This window comes from Myceligenerans pegani (genome assembly GCF_014892515.1).
Taxonomy (GTDB): Bacteria; Actinomycetota; Actinomycetes; order Actinomycetales; family Cellulomonadaceae; genus Myceligenerans; species Myceligenerans pegani.
Genome location: NZ_JADBGR010000050.1, coordinates 15,941 through 32,968, shown reverse-complemented (window position 1 = coordinate 32,968; position 17,028 = coordinate 15,941). Strand labels below are relative to the sequence as shown.

Below are 17,028 nucleotides of genomic sequence, written 5' to 3'. Positions count from 1 at the left end.
GACGTGCTGTACACGCTCGCGGGCAAGGTCCTGGACCGCCTGGAGGAAGACGAGCGTCGGGGCGGGGGTGAGCGGTGATGACTGGCCAGACGACGGCACGTGAGGTGCACGAGCGCACGGTGGAGACGCTGGAGGAGGCGTTGAAGCTGGTGTATTCCGCCGTGGAGGGTGTGGGGCGCGCGGAGAACCTGGTCGAGGACCTGCGCCCGTACACCCGGGCGCACCAGCGGGCGGCGGAGCACCTGACCAAGACGCGGCACCGGCTGCTGGACATGTGGGACGACCTGAACGAGCGGCTGGACGCCGAGCGGGACGGGGGTGGCCGGTGATGGCGACCGAGACGACGCGCCAGACGAACCGGAAGGTCGTGGAAGCCCTGGAGAGGGCGGCGCGGGTCGCGGATGAGGCGATCGCTTCCTGGGCGCAGGTTCGGGACCGGCTCGAAGACGCGTGGGACGCCTCGGGCCTGCACAAGGACCTGGGCGAAGAGTCCTGGGCGGTCTACACGACGATGAGTGCGTCGCGCGGGCGGATCTTGCAGCGCCTGGACGCGGAGCGGGACGGGGACAAGCGGTGAACCCCGTCGACAAGGTGCGCGAGTTCCGGGCCACGGTGAAGTCTGCTGTGGCCCGGGCTCGGGCCCGCACCCACGCCGCCACCCTCGGGCGTCCCGGCGTCCTCGGCGCGGTCCTGCGGGTCCTGGTCGCGGTCCTCGGCTTCGTGCTGGGCCGCTCGTGGATGCTGGTTCGGGCCACCCTCGCATGGGCGGGCCGACACCTGCCCCTGTCCGTGTTCGGGCTCGTCCTGGCCGGTCTGCTGTGGCTGGGGCTGGAGGCTTCCGGCTGGCCCGGTGACCGGCTCGTCGGTCCTGTCATCGTGTGGGCCCTGTTCTGGTCCCCCGGTCTCCTGTTCGGCGCGTGGGCGGCGATAGCTCCGGGCGCCTACCGGCGTTCCCGGCTGCGGGTCTGGTACGTGCGTCGCTGGCTCACCGGTACCCCCGCCCTGTGGGGCCGCAAGGGCTCCGAAGCGGTCGGCACGGCTGCCGGGCTCGGGGTGCGTCAGCCTGACGGCGGCGTACTCGTACCGGGCATCAAGGTTCGGTTCGCTCCCGGCGCGGCCGTGCTGCGGCTGAACGTCGTGGTCGGGCAGACGGTCGACGACATCGTGCGTGCGGCCTCGCGGATCGTCACTGCCTACGGCGCGCACGGGCACGAGCTGCGGCCCGTGAAGCCCGGTGTCGTTGACCTGGTGCTGTTCACCGTGGCGCGCCTCGCGGCCCGGACCGCCACCATGCCGGCTGATCACGTGGACCCGTTCCGGGTCGGTGTCGTCACGGCCGGTCGCCGCCGTGACGGGGGCCTGCTGGATCTGATCGTGCGGGGCCGTCACACCCTGGTCGTCGGCGCGACCGGCGCGGGTAAGGGCTCGGTGCTCTGGTCGGTCGCGGGCGGTATGGCTCCGGCCGTGCACGCGGGCTTCGTCAGGTTGTGGGGAGTGGACCTCAAGCAGGGAATCGAGGTCGACACCGGCCGCGCCCTGTTCGGGCACGTCGCCTACGACGCCCGCGAGGCCGTGCGGGTGCTGGAAGCACTCGTCCAGGTCATGCAGGAACGTGGGGCCCGCATGCGCGGAGTCTCCCGCAACCACGCCCCCACCCCCGACGAGCCGCTACACGTCCTCGTCGTCGACGAGCTGGCCGACCTGATGGCCTACTCCGGCGACTTCGAGATCAAGCGGGAGGCCGAACGGCTGCTGTCCAAGCTGCTCACCCAGGGCCGCGCGCTGGGCGTCGTCGTGGTCGGCTGCGTGCAGAACCCTCGGCAGGAAGCCCTGGGCGGGACACGGAACCTGTGGCCCCAGAAGGTCGCGCTGCGCCTGGACTCCGACGTCGAAACCGACATGGTCCTCGACGCCGCCGCCCGCCTCGCCCCGGCGCACGAGATCAACAAGAACGACCAGGGCACCGCCTACCTCGTCACCGAAGACGGCACCCCGACTCTGGTCCGGTTCGACTACTGGCCCGACGACCTCATCCGCGCCGCCGCGAACCGGTACCCCGCCCCGGCCTACCCCGACGCCCTCCCGGCCTCCCCGGCAGCCCGGGACCTGGTGGCGGACGCGGCCTCGGCCTGGCTCGCCGCTGGCGGACACCTCGCCGCGCTCGACGACACCTCGGCCAACCCTCGGCCCGTCGACGACGGCCCGGTCAACGACAACCCGGTCAACGACGGCGCTGCGACCTCGACGTCCGAGCGGCCCAAGCGCAAGCGCTCCCCGCGCAAGTCCACCCGCAACCGCCGCCCGGCCGACGCGACCACCCAGACCGTGACCGACAACGCGACCGGTTCCACGGGAAACACGACATCTGAGGAGACGAACTCATGAACCGCACCATCCCCGCCGCCGGTCGGGTGGCTCTGACTCCGCGTCAAGCGGCGTTCCTGGACCTGGTCGCGACCGGCGGATATCTCGGGGCGGCGACCTGGATCGTGGCGGCTCGGCACCAGAAGGGCGGTGCGGTCCTGGCCGGTGAACTCGCCCCGCTGAACGGTCCCCGTGTGGGCGGGCTGATGAGCCTGTCCTACCCGGTCACGGTCCGCCCCATGGCAGAAGCCGGGTTGATCGCCCTCGGGGACCTCGAACCCCTGGAGGGGTGGACCCCTAAGGGCCCGTCCGGGTCCGCTCACTACCACGACCGGGGCCGCCCCGTGCGCCTCACCGACGCGGGTCGCCACGTGCTCATTACGCACAAGAGCACGCCGAACAAGACGGCACGGAAGAGCGGAGCACGCCGATGACCCGCACATCCGCCGGGCCCGTGGCCCGCATCGCGGCCGACTCCCGGCCCGTTCTGTTCTTCACTGTCGCCCTCACGGTCGCTGTCGCGCTGGCCTCCTTCGCGCTGTCGTTCGCCTCCCTGCGGGATGCCGCGACGTGGGGGCGGGTGCCCGAACCGCTCGCGTTCCTCGTGCCGGTCGTCATTGACGCTTCTGTGCTCGTGTACGGGCTCGTCGCGTTGGTGTTGCGGGCTCGGGGCCGGTCCTCGGTGTGGGCCTGGCTGCTGATGCTGCTGTTCACGGCCGTGTCCCTGGGCGCGAACGCGGCACACGCCTACGACGTCCCGGCAGAGATCAAGGTCCTGGTCGGCGTCGTCGTGGTCGCCCTGGCCCCCGTCTCGGTCCTCACCTCCACACACGCCCTCGCCCTGCTCGTCGTTGCCGACGAACCCGCCCCGGCCGCCGTCGCGGAACCGGCCCCCGCCGTCGACCCGGCACCCGCCGCCACCGTCGACGCCGCGCCGGTCCCCGCCGCAATCGAACCGGCCGCCGTCGACGCGGAGCCCGAACCCGCGCCTGCCTCGGAGGCTGCTCCGGTCCCGGAGGTACCTCGGCCGGTGCTGTCTCCGCTGCGCTCGTCCTCGCGTCCGGCCCGCTCGCGGGTCCCGTCGATGGCCATGCAGCAGGCTCTGCCCGGTCTGGAGATGTCGGGGGTGACGGCATGACTGCCAATGAGAAGGCGCTGCGGGAACTCGCGGTCTGGCTGACCGGTCCGGACATGGACTGGCAGCGTGACGCCGCCTGCGCCCGCCCCGAGAACGCTCATCTGCCGTGGACGGCCGACGTCGGGGAAGCGACTCCGGCTGAGGTGGGGCAGATGGCTCGTGCGTGCGCCCGCTGCCTGGTGCGGCCCGAGTGCGCGGTGTTCGCCCGTACCGAGTCTGTCTCGGCGGGCTGCTGGGCCGGACGGGAGCGCGGGCACCTCGAGAACCTCGACCTGCTCGACGAGCTGGCCACCCTCGACGCTCCGGCGGTCGCGGCTCCGGGTCTGGTGGCGGTCTGATGGGGGCCCTCGTCGTGCCGGTGGTGGGTGACTCGGCGGCGTCGGCAGTCGCGGAGGCCAATGGGGTCTGCACCCGCCCTCTGCTGCGGGAAGTGATCGACCGTGAGACCGGCTCGACGGTCCTGGTCCCGATCCCGTGCGGCTCGACCCGCGAGACCGTGTGCGTGCCATGCGCGGTCAAGGCCAGGCGGCTGCGCATCCACCAGTGCCGCGAGGGCTGGCACCTGACCGAAGACCCGCCGATGCGGCCTCGCGCCGTCCCGGATGCCGACCCGCACCCGCACGACCTCGACGAGGCTCGCTGGGCCGACGACGGCGGCGTGATCCTCCCCGCTCGCCGGGTCCGCCGCCGGTCGGTCACCCGCTCCACACGGCACCTGGACGGGTTCCCCGAGCTGCCCAAGAAGACCATGGGGCAGGGCACCACCGGGGCCGTCTTCGTGGATGAGAAGACCGGTCGGGAGCACCGCCCCTCGATGTTCCTGACCCTCACCCTCGGCTCCTACGGCCGCATCCGGGACGGCGTCCCCGTCGACCCCGCCTCGTACGACTACCGGCGGGCGGCGCTGGACGCGCTCACGTTCTCCCGGCTGGTGGACCGGTTCTGGCAGAACATGCGCCGCTGCGCCGGGTACAGAGTGCAGTACTTCGCCGCCGTCGAAGCACAGAAACGGCTGGCCCCCCACCTGCACGCCGCCGTACGCGGTGCGATTCCGCGCGCCACCATCAAGGCGGTTGCCGCCGGAACCTACTTCGCGGCCTGGTGGCCCCCGGTGGATGTGGAGGTGTACTCGCCCGACGACGGCGAGGGCATGCCCGTCTGGGACAGCGCTGTCGCCGGATACGTCGACCCCGGCACCGGGGAACTCCTGCCCACCTGGGATGACGCCACACGCGACCTCGACCAGCCCGCGCACGTGGCCACCTTCGGCAAGCAGCTCGACATCAAGGGCCTCCTGGGCGGCACCCCCGACAGTGACCGGGCGGTGCGGTACCTGTGCAAGTACCTCACCAAGTCCATCGCGGGCACCTATACACCCGCCGACCAGGACGGCGACGACGTGGTCCCGGACCCGGCCCTGGAAGCCGTCCAGGCGGCTCGTGCTGCCGCGTATGAGGCGCACATGGACAGGCTCCACGAACACACCTCAGTGCTTCCGTGCGGGCCGGAGTGTGGCAACTGGCTGCGCTACGGCGTCCAGCCCAAGAACGCCACGCCCGGCCTCACCCACGGGTGCCTCTCGCCCGCTCACGAGCGGGACAACCTCGGGCTCGGTGGGCGGCGAGTGCTGGTCTCGCGGCAGTGGTCCGGCAAGACGCTCACCCAGCACCGGGCCGACCGCGCCGCCGTCGTCCGCGAGGTCCTGGAAGCCGCGGGCATCACACCCGAAGACGCCGACCGACTCGCAACCTCCAAGACGCTGCCGGACGGGTCGGCCCGCTACGTCTGGCGCGAGCCCGAGCACATCGCCGAGGTGACCTATCTCGACGTGATCGCCGCCTCGCTCCGGCAGGCCATGACCCGCCGCGCCCAGTACGACGCCGCACGTCAAGCGGCCTCGCCTCCCGGCTCTGGACCACCTGCCGGGCCTGTGGATAACCGTTCGGCAACCGCCATCGCGGCATGAGGAAAGGAGCAGTCATGCGAGGCAAGAACTACCGGAACAAACACAAGAACCCCCACAACGACCCCACGGCCGTCGTCGTCGCCATTGACGAGGTCTGGACCATCGAGGAAGTCTCCGCCTTCCTACGCGTCCCCGTCGCCACCCTCTACCGCTGGCGCACCCACAACGACGGACCCAAAGCCGCACGCATCGGCCGACACCTGCGATACGCCCGCGTAGACGTCATCGCCTGGTTCCGCGCCCAGCAGGAAGAGGCAGCCTAATGGCGTCCGTCGAAAAGCGCATTCGCAAGAATGCCAAAGGGAAGACCACCATCCGGTGGGTCGTACGTTGGCGCGAGAAAGGTAGCGGAAAGGAGCCTTCAAAGTCATTCACATCGAAAACCCTCGCCGACGAATTTAAGCGCGAGATTGAAGCCGACCTGCAGCGCGGCGAGTACATCTCTGTGGGTGCAGGCAAGGTCACATTCAAGGATTACGCGGAAGAGTGGCTAGCGATGCAGACATTTGAGGAATCGTCACGCGAAGCTATCGGGGGAAAGCTGAGGAACCAGGCCTATCCGGTTCTTGGGGGAATGCCCATCGGCGAGATTCGGCCGTCGACTATCCAGAAGTGGCTCAAGGGTCTCTCCGGCGCGGACGCCACGAAAAAGGCTGCGTTTGCTCACGTGTTCACGGTCCTGCGGGCGGCCGTGGCCGACGAGCTCATACGCAAGAATCCGTGCGCCTCGGATGCTGTTGATGCGCCGTCGGTGGCTCCAAAGAAGATACAGCCTTGGAGTGTCGAACAGGTTGAAATGGTTCGTGAGGGGTTGCCCGAGAGGTTTCGGATATTCGTGGTTCTCGGTAGCCGCCTCGGCCTGCGTCAAGGTGAAATATTCGGCCTCGCCGTAGAGGATATTGATTTTGACTCGTCTACGGTCGCGGTTCGTCGCCAGGTAATAGTCAATGGTGCTGGAAAGCAGTATTTCGGACCGCCAAAGCGCGGACGGGAACGTGATGTTCCGCTCCCGGAATCCGTGAAGCGCGAATTGAAGCTTCACTTTGAGAAGTTCCCGCCCGTTGAAATTGCGTTGCCATGGCGCAAGCTTGATGGGCCGCTAGTGAGTGCGAATCTTGTGCTTACTGGCGCTCGTGGTGCTGCGCTGAGCCGCCAGAGCTTCAATCGCGACCAGTGGGTGCCCGCTGTCGCGTATGCGCGTCTCGCGCGGACGCGCGAGAATGGGACGCACATGCTCCGGCATGTTTACGCCTCGATGCTTCTCGACGCGGGGGAGTCGATCAAGGCCGTAAGCACGTACCTCGGCCACGCGGATCCGGCTTTCACTCTCAAGACCTACACGCACTTGCTCCCGACGAGCGACCAGCGGGCGAGAGCGGCGATCGACGAGGCTTTCGGTGGAACCAGCACGTAACACGCGGCGTGGCAGGTGGTGTAACAGCAGGTCACGCCCACATTTTGATCAGACGATTGAATTCTGGGAGATCGGCCTCCCGGCGAAGGCACGGGGGGTGGGGTAGGGCTGGCTCAGAACCGGTCTTGCCGGGAACGGTCTGGGGCGGACGCCGTGGCGAGCCATGCGTGGGCGGCGGCTGGACCATGCGGTTCCGAACAACGAATCGGCCGTCACGAACGAGGAGATTTCCGCCCTGGATCTCCTGGGCGACGGCCGCGTGTCGCCGCCGAGGGAGTCAGGCGCCGAACCAGGTCTCGAGCTGGGCCGCGATCTGGTCGAGGTCGGGGTGGTCGGAGGCGGTCTTGAGGACGAACGCCTCGTGGTCGTCGACGGTGCCGGCCGGGTCGCCGTACCCGTTCACCCGGTAGGTGGTGGCGACGACGATCCACGCGAGGCGCTTGTTCCCGTCGATCAACGGGTGGTTGCGATTCACGGAATCCAAGGTCGCCGCCATCTTGAGGTGAATTCCGGGATACAGCTCCTGCCCGTACGACGTCATGCTCGCGCGCGCGAGGGCACCCTCGAGCAGCCCGAGATCGCGGACCACCGGCCTGATCCCCTCGGCGGCCTCGAACATCTGCAGGGCGACAAGGGGCGTGACCAGATGCGTCACCGGGCGAGCCGGTCCAGGAGCTCGCGGTCACGCTTGCCGACGTACTCGGCAGCGGCGAGCCAGTCGGTGGTGGTCGGCGTGCGGGTGGCCTCGACGAGGTCATGGATCGCCTGGCGGGCGGCCTCGTGCTTGGAGATGCCGAGCTGCGCGGCGGTGTCGGCGAGGGCCTTGTCCTCGGCCTCGGTGAGTCGGAGAGTCATGGCCATGATCATGCCTTCCCTAGACGCATAGCTCACGCTGAATGATGTGCTACCACGATGATACCGCCGAGCGGTATCACCGTGCTACCAGTCGGGGCCGGGGTCCGGAGGGCAGACAGCCTCTCGTCAGGGCAGGCGTCGGCCGGTCTCCCCTCGGCGTGTTCCCGCCGTCCTCACCCCGGCAGGAACGCCGAGAGGGCGTCGGCGGAATCGTCCAGGCAGGAACGCCGAGAGGGCGCCGGGGGAATCATCCCCCGGCGCCCTCTCGGTGATGGCTAACGCCTCACGCGCCCGCGATCATCTCGCCCGACGGCGGGAGGTCGCGCGGCGCGAGGCCCGCGCCGGCCGGAACCGACTGGGTCTCCGCCTCGGCCGGCTTGCGACGGCGCCCGCGGGTCACGCCCTTGAACGTGAACTCCCCGAGGATGCCCTCGCCCACGCTGTCGATCTGTACGGTCTGGCCGGCCTTGAGCTCGCCGAACAGGATCTTCTCGGACAGGGTGTCCTCGATCTCCCGCTGGATCGCCCGCTTGAGCGGCCGCGCGCCGAGCACCGGGTCGTAGCCCTTCTCGGCCAGCAACTTCTTGGCCGCCGGGGTGAGCTCGATGCCCATGTCCTTGTCGCGCATCCGGTTGTCCAGCTTGGCGATCTCCAGGTCGACGATCTCGATGATCTCGTCCTGCGTGAGCTGCGGGAACACGATCGTGTCGTCGACGCGGTTGAGGAACTCCGGCCGGAAGTGCTGCTTGAGCTCCTCGTTGACCTTCGACTTCATGCGCTCGTACGAGGTCACCAGGTCGCCGCCGGCGTTGAAGCCGGTCTGCACGCCCTTGGCGATGTCCCGCGTGCCGAGGTTCGTGGTCATGATGATCACGGTGTTCTTGAAGTCCACCACGCGACCCTGCGAGTCGGTGAGGCGTCCGTCCTCGAGCACCTGCAGCAGCGAGTTGAAGATGTCCGCGTGGGCCTTCTCCACCTCGTCGAACAGGACCACGGAGAACGGCCGGCGCCGCACCTTCTCGGTCAGCTGACCACCCTCGTCGTAGCCGACGTATCCGGGCGGCGAACCGAACAGCCGCGAGACCGTGTGCTTCTCCGAGAACTCCGACATGTCGAGCTGGATCAGCGCGTCCTCGTCCCCGAACAGGAACTCGGCGAGCGCCTTGGCCAGCTCGGTCTTCCCGACACCCGTGGGCCCGGCGAAGATGAACGAACCACCCGGACGCTTCGGGTCCTTGAGGCCCGCGCGCGTACGGCGGATCGCCTGCGACAGCGCCTTGATCGCGGTCTCCTGACCGACCACGCGCTTGTGCAGTTCCTCCTCCATCTTGAGCAGACGCGAGGACTCCTCCTCGTTGAGCTTCACCACCGGGATGCCCGTGGACATCGCCAGCACCTCGGCGATCAGCTCCTCGTCGACCTCCGCGACCGTGTCGAGGTCACCCGACTTCCAGGCCTTCTCCTTCTCGGCCCGCACCTGGGTGAGCTGCTTCTCCTTGTCCCGGAGACCGGCGGCCTTCTCGAAGTCCTGGGCGTCGATCGCGGACTCCTTGTCCCGCCGCGCGTCGGCGATCTGCTCGTCGAGCTGCTTCAGCTCCGGAGGCGCCGTCATCCGGCGGATCCGCAGGCGGGCCCCGGCCTCGTCGATCAGGTCGATCGCCTTGTCCGGCAGGAAGCGGTCGTTGATGTACCGGTCCGCGAGCGTCGCGGCCGAGGCGAGCGCCTGGTCCGTGATGGACACGCGGTGGTGCGCCTCGTAACGGTCACGCAGACCCTTGAGGATCTCGATCGCGTGCTCCAGCGACGGCTCGGCGACCTGGATCGGCTGGAACCGACGCTCCAGCGCCGGGTCCTTCTCGACGTACTTGCGGTACTCGTCGAGCGTGGTGGCGCCGATGGTCTGCAGTTCTCCGCGCGCCAGCATCGGCTTGAGGATCGACGCCGCGTCGATCGCACCCTCGGCGGCACCCGCACCGACGAGGGTGTGGATCTCGTCGATGAACAGGATGATGTCGCCGCGCGTGCGGATCTCCTTGAGCACCTTCTTCAGGCGTTCCTCGAAGTCACCGCGGTAGCGGGAACCGGCCACGAGCGCACCCAGGTCCAGCGTGTACAGCTGCTTGTCCTTGAGCGTCTCGGGCACGTCGCCGCGCACGATGTCCTGCGCCAGGCCCTCGACGACCGCCGTCTTGCCGACGCCGGGCTCGCCGATCAGCACCGGGTTGTTCTTGGTGCGGCGGGACAGCACCTGCATGACCCGCTCGATCTCCTGGGTACGGCCGATGACCGGGTCCAGCTTGCCCTCGCGGCCGGCCTGGGTGAGGTTGCGCCCGAACTGGTCGAGCACCGCCGAACCCGCCGGCTGGCCCTCGGTCGGCCCGCCGGCCGACACCGGCTCCTTGCCCTGGTAACCGGACAGCAGCTGGATCACCTGCTGGCGCACCTTGTTCAGGTCCGCACCCATCTTCGTCAGCACCTGGGCCGCCACGCCCTCGCCCTCACGGATGAGGCCGAGGAGGATGTGCTCGGTGCCGATGTAGTTGTGGCCGAGCTGCAGCGCCTCGCGCAGCGAGAGCTCCAGCACCTTCTTCGCACGTGGCGTGAACGGAATATGACCGCTCGGGGCCTGCTGGCCCTCACCAATGATCTCGGTGACCTGCGTTCGCACGCCGTCGAGCGAGATCCCGAGCGACTCGAGCGCCTTGGCCGCCACGCCCTCACCCTCGTGGATGAGGCCGAGGAGGATGTGCTCGGTCCCGATGTAATTGTGGTTGAGCATCCTCGCCTCTTCCTGGGCGAGGACAACGACCCGGCGGGCCCTATCCGTAAATCTCTCGAACATCATCAGCTCCTCACACGGGCGGCGTTACCGTGTCCCTTGGCCGGGGACCCGGCAGACGACACAACCTGACTGCTGTCGACTCTATGTGCTCACAACGACACGGCGGACCCACATGTGCCCATGTTCGCCAGGGGCGTGACGCCAGGCGGCAAAGGACTCGCCAAGGCGCACCGACACGCCGTCGGCCGCGGACGGACGGCGTGTCGACCACGGGGGATCGTTGACCGCTCGCCCGTGGCACGGCAGGCTCACCCCTAGCCGATCCCTGGAGGAGCCATGCCGGACGACGCCGGCCGTACACCCGAGTGGGAGCAGATCGTCGCGCGCTTCGCGCGCTTCTCCGGCGTCGTCGGCGAGGTGCACGACCCTCTCACCTGGGGGCTGTACCTGGTCGACGAGGAGATCACGGGCGTCGCGGATCCCACCGACCCCACGGAGGAGCGCTTCGTCCGCGGCTACCGCACCGTGGCGGGCGAGGTCCTCGAGGTGGAGACGCTCCGCGTCGCCGCTCCCCGCGACCAGGTCGACGACATCGTCCGCGCGGCGTGCAGCGGCGCGCTCGCGGCTCCGCTGCACGCGGACATCGACCCCGACTCGACGACCCAGGCCACCGACCCGGTCGACTTCGCCGAGGCGTACCAGGACTACCGCACGGCCATGCGCGCCATCGTGGCCGAGGTCGACGAGGTCCCGAGCGCGCCGCTCGAGTTCCTCGTGGACGGTCGCCCGCGCACCGCGACGGCCGTGACGGTGCGCGACGTCACCGCGATCTACGCGCCCACCGCCGACCGCGCCCTCGTCGTGACCGGCCCGGCCGGCCTCGTCGACCGGATCGACGTGGTGACCCGGCCGATCCGCAACCTCAAGCACGGTGACGACGGCCCGCATTTCTGACCTGATCCGCCCGGCGGGCGGCGGCTTGTCGAGTGATCGGCGCGCCGTCGGGTGATCGGCCGCCCGAGCGACCGATCACCCGACAGGCGACCGGCTACCGCAGGCCGATGTCGAAGCTCGGCGCGCCGATCTCGTCGAAGGTCGTGCCGTTGCGCCGGAGATAGGTGTCGAGGTACGGCGACCGCTCGCCCGCCGTGGCGACGTCGTCGGCGGGGTCCTCCAGGTCGAGTTCGAGGACGGTGTCCGACACGCGGATCGTCCTGCCCGACGGGCTCGCCAGCCAGCCGCCACCCACGATCGAGCCCACCTGCACCGCGAGGCGGTGTCCGTCCGCGAGCGTCCAGTCGGTGGACTTCAGGTCGAACGACACCCGGCCCGGCCTCTGGATCAGGGCGACGTTCTCGTCGAACATCACCGCGTCGCCCGACGGCGCGACGTCGAACAGCCGCACCATCACGTTGCCCCGCGCCGACGCGGTCAGCCGGACCGACGGCGTCCCGGTGACCCGGGTCGCGTCGTTCACCGGGGACGACCACACGACATACGTCGACGTCGCCCGGCCCTTCTTCGCCGTCGCGTCCGTGCCGCGTCCGGGGCCGTGCTCCGCGCCCTCACGCGCGGCGAGCCCGCCCGCCGATGTGAGCCCGGCCGACGGCGGGGCGTTCTCCATGTCCCACCCCTCCGCCGGGGCCGCGAGCGATGAGACGCCGGCCGAGCGGCCGCCGTCGTCCACGAACACGCCGCCCGGGAGGGGTGCCTCGACCGTGCGGTCGACGACGGGCCACGTCGCCTCCGCGCGCCAGGCGGCCGCGCTGTCCTCGAGCACGTAGGCCGGGTCCTCCACCGGCGGCTCGGCGCCCTTGAGGTACTCGTCGTAGAAGCGCATGACCTCGTCGAACCAGCCCTCGCGGCCCATGGCGAGACGGCCGTCGCCGACGGTGTCGTTGCCCCTCACGTGGTCCCACTGCCCGAGCCAGCCGCGCTGCGGGCCCTGGTGGTTCTCGAGGTACTGCTGCATGTCCTCGGGCTTCGTGTTCGGCTCGATGAAGCCCTGCGTCACGAAGAGAGGCGTGTCGGTGCCGGCGGCGAGGGTGGCGAGGTCACGCGCGGTCCAGTAGTCGGACGCCGGGTCCGGGTCCTGGTTGTTCCGGATGTTGTCCGAGAGGCATGCCGGGTGCGCGTCCTCGTACCGGGCGTTGGCCTGGTACCGGGCGTCGTCGTCGGCCATGGGTTCGATCGTCGCGATGCTGTTGTACGCCTGCGGCGTGCCCCGGACGTTCGGCCGGGGCACCCGGTTCGAGTACAGGTAGTTGTACATGTCCCAGACCGGTTCCTGGGCGACGACGGCGCGGAGCTCCGGCAGGCGGAGGTTGTTGCCGACCAGGCCGGTCACGGCGTCGTACGACTTGCCGTACATGCCGACCCTGCCGTCCGACCACGGCTGCGCGGCGGACCACTCGATCGCGGCGGCGACGTCGGCCTGCTCGCCCGGGCCGACCCAGTCGAGGCAGCCCGTGCTGCCGCCGAAGCCGCGCAGGTCGACCATGACCCACGTGTATCCCTCGGCGAACACGTCGGCGCCCTCGAGGAAGTCGTTGAATCGCTCCGACGGGCCGGCGACCTCGAAGCCGTCGTCGCCCGTCTGCCCGGCGTGCGCGAAGTACGGGCCCACCGACAGGATCACGGGCGTCCGCTCGCCCGCGCGCAGGCCCGCGGGGCGGAGCACGTCCGCATGCAGCTCCACGCCGTCGGTGGACGGGAAGTAGTGCTGCGTCCACACGGCGCCCTCGGGAACGCGGGGGTTGTCGTCGTGAGTGACGGGGGCCGTATCCGACGACGTGTCCGACGACGTGTCCGACGACGTCGCCGGGGCGGGCCCGGCAGTCGGGGCCGGGTCGGCGACCGCCGGGGCCACGAACGCCGTCGTACCGATCAGGACTCCCGCCGCGGCGGCGGCAAGCTTGGGCACACGCATCGATCCTCCTGGGTGGTGGGGATGTCAGCGATGTTACGTATGCCCGAAGGTTCATATGTTGCTAAAAGGTTAAATTTCACCCGATTGGTGGCGGGAACCGGCCACGGTTCTACTGCTGGCCGCCCTGCGCCGTCGTCCCGCCGCGCGGTCCGGCTACCTGCCGCCTGCGGGCTCCGCCGGGTACTCCGCGGGCTTCTTGCCGAGCTCGATCGCGATCTCGCGACGCTGCGCCAGGACGCCGTCGCGCTCCTCGTCACGCTGGCGCAGGGCGTCCTGCTGCAGTTCGGGCGACAGGTGGTCCCAGTAGAGCGTTCCGTCGAGATGCTGCGTCTCGTGGATGAAGGCGCGCGCCAGGAAGCCCGACCCGGTCAGCTGCACCGGCGCGCCGTCGCGGTCGACGCCGCGTACGGTCGCGGCACCCGGGCGGCGCAACGGCTCGTAGGCGCCCGGGACGGAGAGGCAGCCCTCGTCCTCCTCGATCGGCTCGGCGTCGGGATCCGTCTCGAGTTCCGCGTTCACGACGTGGCCCACGTGCCGATCCCCCCGCGTGTCCGTCACGTCGTAGACGAACACGCGCAGGTCCGAGCCCACCTGGGTGGCGGCGAGGCCGACGCCCTGGGCGACCTCCATCGTGGCGAACATGTCGTCCACGAGCCGGTTCAGCTCGGGCGTGGAGAACTCGGTGACCTTGCGGGTCGGGGTGTGCAGCACCGGCTCGCCGATCTCCGTGATCCGCAGGACGCGACCGCGGCGCGCCTCGGGGACCTGAGCCGGGTAGTCGTCGACGGGCTCGCCGAGCAGGTAGGTGACGGGCTTGCGCCGTCCGAAACTCCACATGGAGAACGAGCCTAGTCGGCCCGGACAGGGGGTTCTCACCGGCCGTGCGGGTGAGTCCCGATGCCCGTGGCGGGGAGCTCCGCGGGCGATCGGGCCGTGCGCCACCGCACTCCTCCGAGGTCACGCCGGGATGCGGAACGTACGCCGGTACTGGGTCGGGGTGACGCCCAGCGTCGTCTGCATGTGGGCACGCAGCGACTGCGCCGTCCCGAAGCCGCAGCGCACCGCGATCCGCTCCACGGAGAGGTCCGTGTCCTCCAACAACCCGCGCGCCAGGTCCACCCGCCGCCGGACGAGCCACTGCCCCGGACTCTCACCCGTCTCCTCGCGGAACCGACGGGTGAAGGTCCGCACCGACATCGCGGCATGACCGGCCATTCCGGCGAGCGTGATCGGCTCGTGGAGGCGTTCCATGGCCCAGGCGCGCGTGGCGGCGGTGCCGGGCCCGTCGGCGTCGGGCACCGGGCGTTCGATGTACTGCGCCTGGCCGCCGTCGCGGTGCGGGGGCACCACGGTCCGCCGCGCGACGTCGTGCGCGATCGCGGCTCCGTGATCGCGTCGCAGCAGGTGCAGGCAGAGATCGATCCCGGCGGCGACTCCGGCCGAGGTGAGGATGTCGCCGTCGTCGACGTAGAGCACGTCCGGATTCACCCGGACCCGGGGATGCAGGCGCCGCATGAGTTCCGTGTAGCTCCAGTGCGTGGTGGCGGTCCGGCCGTCGAGCAGGCCGGCGCCCGCGAGCTGAAGTGCCCCCGTACAGATGGAGACGATCCGCGTCCCGGGCCGGATCCTGCCGAGCGCCTCCATCATGTCGGGTTCCGTGACCCCGCTCGTGAACGCCGGGCCGTGCTCCCTGACGGCCGGGACGACGACGGTGTCGGCGGTCTCGAGCGCCTCCGGGCCGTGCTCCACGAGCACCTTCACGTCCGAGTCCGAGCTGACGGCGCGCGGCTCGCGAGTCGTGCACGTGACGACGTCGTAGAGCGGCTCGTGAGCGTCCGGCGTGCGGGCGATGCCGAAGATGCGGTGCGGGATGCCCAGCTCGAACGGAATGAACCCGTCGGTGATGAGGACCGCGACGCGGTGCGGGCGCGTGGCGGCGGGCCGCCCGTCGGACCCGGGGGAGAGCTGTCGAACCACCATGGCCCGATCCTATCGAGAATCGACCATCAGGCCACTGGTTCGGGCGCCGGCACCACCGCAGGCTGAGGCCATGACGCAGACCGACACCTCGGCTCCGGCCGCGCAGCCGGACCCGCCGGGCCGGCCTCCTCGCCCGCCTCGCCGTGCACCGCGGATCCACCCCGCCTGGTGGGTCGCCCTGGTCAGCTTTCTCACGATCCTGGGGGCCGCGGCGTTCGCGGCGGCGCCCGGGCTGCTGATCGAGCCCTTGCACCACGAGCTCGGCTGGTCCCGGGCCACCATCGGCGTGGGCCTCTCGATCCAGCTGGTCCTGTACGGGGTCACGGCGCCGTTCGCGGCCGCGCTCATGGACCGCTTCGGGATCCAGCCCGTGGTGGCGACGGCGCTCACGGTCATCGCGCTCGGCGCGTTCTCCACGATCTGGATGACCGAGCCCTGGCACTTCGTCGTCGCGTGGGGCGTCATGGTGGGCCTCGGCAGCGGCTCCCTGGCGCTGGCGTTCACCGCGACCGTCACCCAGCGCTGGTTCGTGAAGCGGCGAGGCCTGGTCAGCGGTGTGCTGACGGCCGCGACGGCGTCGGGCCAGCTCGTGTTCCTGCCCTTGCTCGCCTGGATGGTCGAGAACCAGGGCTGGCGGGCGGCGTCGATCGTCGTGGCACTCGCCTGCGCGCTGGTCATGCCCCTGGTGCTGCTCCTGCTGCGCGACCACCCGGCCGACGTCGGCCTCGCGCCCTACGGGAGCGACGAGTTCGTACCGAAGCCGGCGCCCCGGAGCGATGTCGCCCGGCGCACGGTCTCCGCGCTGGTGCGGGCGGCGCGTACCCCGGTGTTCTGGCTGCTCGCCGGTGCCTTCGCGATCTGCGGCGCGACGACGAACGGCCTGGTGCGCACCCACTTCGTCCCCTCCGCGCACGACCACGGGATGCCCATCACGGTGGCCGCCTCCCTGCTGGCCGTCATCGGTGTCGTCGACATCGTCGGGACGATCGGCTCCGGCTGGCTCACCGACCGCTTCTCCCCGCGCGTGCTGCTCGGCGTGTACTACACGCTGCGCGGGGTGGCCCTCCTGTTCCTGCCGTCGCTGATGGCGCCGCAGGTCGAGCCGCCGATGATCCTCTTCATCGTGTTCTACGGGCTGGACTGGGTCGCGACCGTGCCGCCGACCCTGGCCCTGTGCCGCGAGATCTACGGCGAGGAGGCCCCCGTCGTGTTCGGCTGGGTCCTGGCGTCCCACCAGGTCGGGGCCGGCGTCGTCACCTGGCTGGGCGGGCTGGTCCGCGACACGACCGGCTCCTACGACCTGGTCTGGTACGGCGCGGGCGTCCTCTGCGCGGGAGCGGCACTCATGTCCCTGATCATCCGCCGCACCACCGACACCGAACCAACCGCGGCGTGACAGGCCCGGCCGGAAAGTCCACACCAGGGCCCCAACCCACCACGGCTGTGGACAAGGGGCGAAGCCCTGGTCCAAGGGCCACGACACCCCGCTAACCCCCGCAAGGAGCAGGGCGAACCCCAACCGGACCCGCGCGCTCGCAACCAATCCACCACGGTGGGGGCAAGGGGCGAAGCCCCACAACGGGGGTCCGGGGGCGTGCCC

17 protein-coding genes are annotated in these 17,028 nt (G+C 70.2%); 11 read left to right on the top strand and 6 right to left on the bottom strand.

All coding sequences use genetic code 11. The features are described from left to right. Positions 1-77: 77 nt before the first annotated feature. From IIE03_RS03820 to IIE03_RS03780, 9 genes are read left to right on the top strand one after another with little or no spacing between them, the layout of a single operon-like run. Positions 78-329, top strand: a complete 252-nt coding sequence (locus tag IIE03_RS03820) for a hypothetical protein (RefSeq protein WP_192861420.1) — start codon at positions 78-80, stop codon at positions 327-329. Next, positions 329-577, top strand: coding sequence for a hypothetical protein (locus IIE03_RS03815; RefSeq protein WP_192861419.1), 249 nt, complete (start codon positions 329-331; stop codon positions 575-577). Before IIE03_RS03820 ends, IIE03_RS03815 begins: the two co-directional genes overlap by 1 nt. Next, positions 574-2,385 carry an FtsK/SpoIIIE domain-containing protein gene (locus tag IIE03_RS26620; RefSeq protein WP_192861418.1) on the top strand — a complete coding sequence of 604 codons (1,812 nt, stop codon included), beginning with the start codon at positions 574-576 and terminating at the stop codon, positions 2,383-2,385. Before IIE03_RS03815 ends, IIE03_RS26620 begins: the two co-directional genes overlap by 4 nt. After that, positions 2,382-2,798 (top strand): hypothetical protein, encoded by a 417-nt coding sequence (locus IIE03_RS03805; protein WP_192861417.1) that lies wholly within the window; start codon positions 2,382-2,384, stop codon positions 2,796-2,798. Before IIE03_RS26620 ends, IIE03_RS03805 begins: the two co-directional genes overlap by 4 nt. Continuing rightward, on the top strand, positions 2,795-3,502 hold the full coding sequence (locus tag IIE03_RS03800) for a DUF2637 domain-containing protein (RefSeq protein ID WP_192861416.1): 708 nt from the start codon (positions 2,795-2,797) through the stop codon (positions 3,500-3,502). The genes IIE03_RS03805 and IIE03_RS03800 overlap by 4 nt, the downstream gene beginning before the upstream one ends. Beyond that, the gene (locus IIE03_RS03795; protein WP_192861415.1) at positions 3,499-3,840 is read left to right on the top strand and encodes a hypothetical protein; all 342 of its coding nucleotides are present in this window, start codon (positions 3,499-3,501) and stop codon (positions 3,838-3,840) included. Before IIE03_RS03800 ends, IIE03_RS03795 begins: the two co-directional genes overlap by 4 nt. Further along, positions 3,840-5,468, top strand: coding sequence for a replication initiator (locus tag IIE03_RS03790; protein WP_225997214.1), 1,629 nt, complete (start codon positions 3,840-3,842; stop codon positions 5,466-5,468). Before IIE03_RS03795 ends, IIE03_RS03790 begins: the two co-directional genes overlap by 1 nt. Positions 5,469-5,482: 14 nt before the next feature. Further along, on the top strand, positions 5,483-5,731 hold the full coding sequence (locus tag IIE03_RS03785; protein WP_192861414.1) for a helix-turn-helix transcriptional regulator: 249 nt from the start codon (positions 5,483-5,485) through the stop codon (positions 5,729-5,731). Further along, on the top strand, positions 5,731-6,882 hold the full coding sequence (locus tag IIE03_RS03780) for a tyrosine-type recombinase/integrase (RefSeq protein ID WP_192861413.1): 1,152 nt from the start codon (positions 5,731-5,733) through the stop codon (positions 6,880-6,882). The genes IIE03_RS03785 and IIE03_RS03780 overlap by 1 nt, the downstream gene beginning before the upstream one ends. 277 nt (positions 6,883-7,159) lie before the next feature. Here IIE03_RS03780 and IIE03_RS03775 read toward each other — a convergent pair whose 3' ends face one another. The 3 genes from IIE03_RS03775 to IIE03_RS03765 all read right to left on the bottom strand — a co-directional run bounded on the left by IIE03_RS03775 (position 7,160) and on the right by IIE03_RS03765 (position 10,579). Further along, complete coding sequence (locus tag IIE03_RS03775) at positions 7,160-7,537, bottom strand: type II toxin-antitoxin system death-on-curing family toxin (RefSeq protein ID WP_192861412.1); 378 nt, start codon at positions 7,535-7,537, stop codon at positions 7,160-7,162. Beyond that, a complete protein-coding gene (locus IIE03_RS03770; protein ID WP_225997213.1) occupies positions 7,534-7,737 on the bottom strand; it encodes a CopG family transcriptional regulator in 204 nt (67 codons plus the stop codon). Before IIE03_RS03770 ends, IIE03_RS03775 begins: the two co-directional genes overlap by 4 nt. 283 nt (positions 7,738-8,020) lie before the next feature. Continuing rightward, complete coding sequence (locus IIE03_RS03765) at positions 8,021-10,579, bottom strand: ATP-dependent Clp protease ATP-binding subunit (RefSeq protein WP_192861410.1); 2,559 nt, start codon at positions 10,577-10,579, stop codon at positions 8,021-8,023. 276 nt (positions 10,580-10,855) lie between these two features. Between IIE03_RS03765 and IIE03_RS03760 the strand changes: the two genes are divergently transcribed. Next, positions 10,856-11,473 carry a hypothetical protein gene (locus IIE03_RS03760; protein WP_192861409.1) on the top strand — a complete coding sequence of 206 codons (618 nt, stop codon included), beginning with the start codon at positions 10,856-10,858 and terminating at the stop codon, positions 11,471-11,473. Positions 11,474-11,567: 94 nt separating this feature from the next. Here the strand turns inward: IIE03_RS03760 and IIE03_RS03755 are convergent, their stop codons facing one another. The 3 genes from IIE03_RS03755 to IIE03_RS03745 form a co-directional block, all read right to left on the bottom strand. Next, positions 11,568-13,448, bottom strand: coding sequence for a CocE/NonD family hydrolase (locus tag IIE03_RS03755; protein WP_192861408.1), 1,881 nt, complete (start codon positions 13,446-13,448; stop codon positions 11,568-11,570). A gap of 153 nt (positions 13,449-13,601) precedes the next feature. Next, positions 13,602-14,285, bottom strand: a complete 684-nt coding sequence (gene def, locus IIE03_RS03750; RefSeq protein ID WP_192861407.1) for a peptide deformylase — start codon at positions 14,283-14,285, stop codon at positions 13,602-13,604. Positions 14,286-14,405: 120 nt separating this feature from the next. Then, on the bottom strand, positions 14,406-15,428 hold the full coding sequence (locus tag IIE03_RS03745) for a GlxA family transcriptional regulator (RefSeq protein WP_192861406.1): 1,023 nt from the start codon (positions 15,426-15,428) through the stop codon (positions 14,406-14,408). Positions 15,429-15,498: 70 nt separating this feature from the next. Between IIE03_RS03745 and IIE03_RS03740 the strand changes: the two genes are divergently transcribed. Then, positions 15,499-16,824, top strand: coding sequence for an MFS transporter (locus IIE03_RS03740; protein ID WP_192861404.1), 1,326 nt, complete (start codon positions 15,499-15,501; stop codon positions 16,822-16,824). Positions 16,825-17,028: the final 204 nt, after the last annotated feature.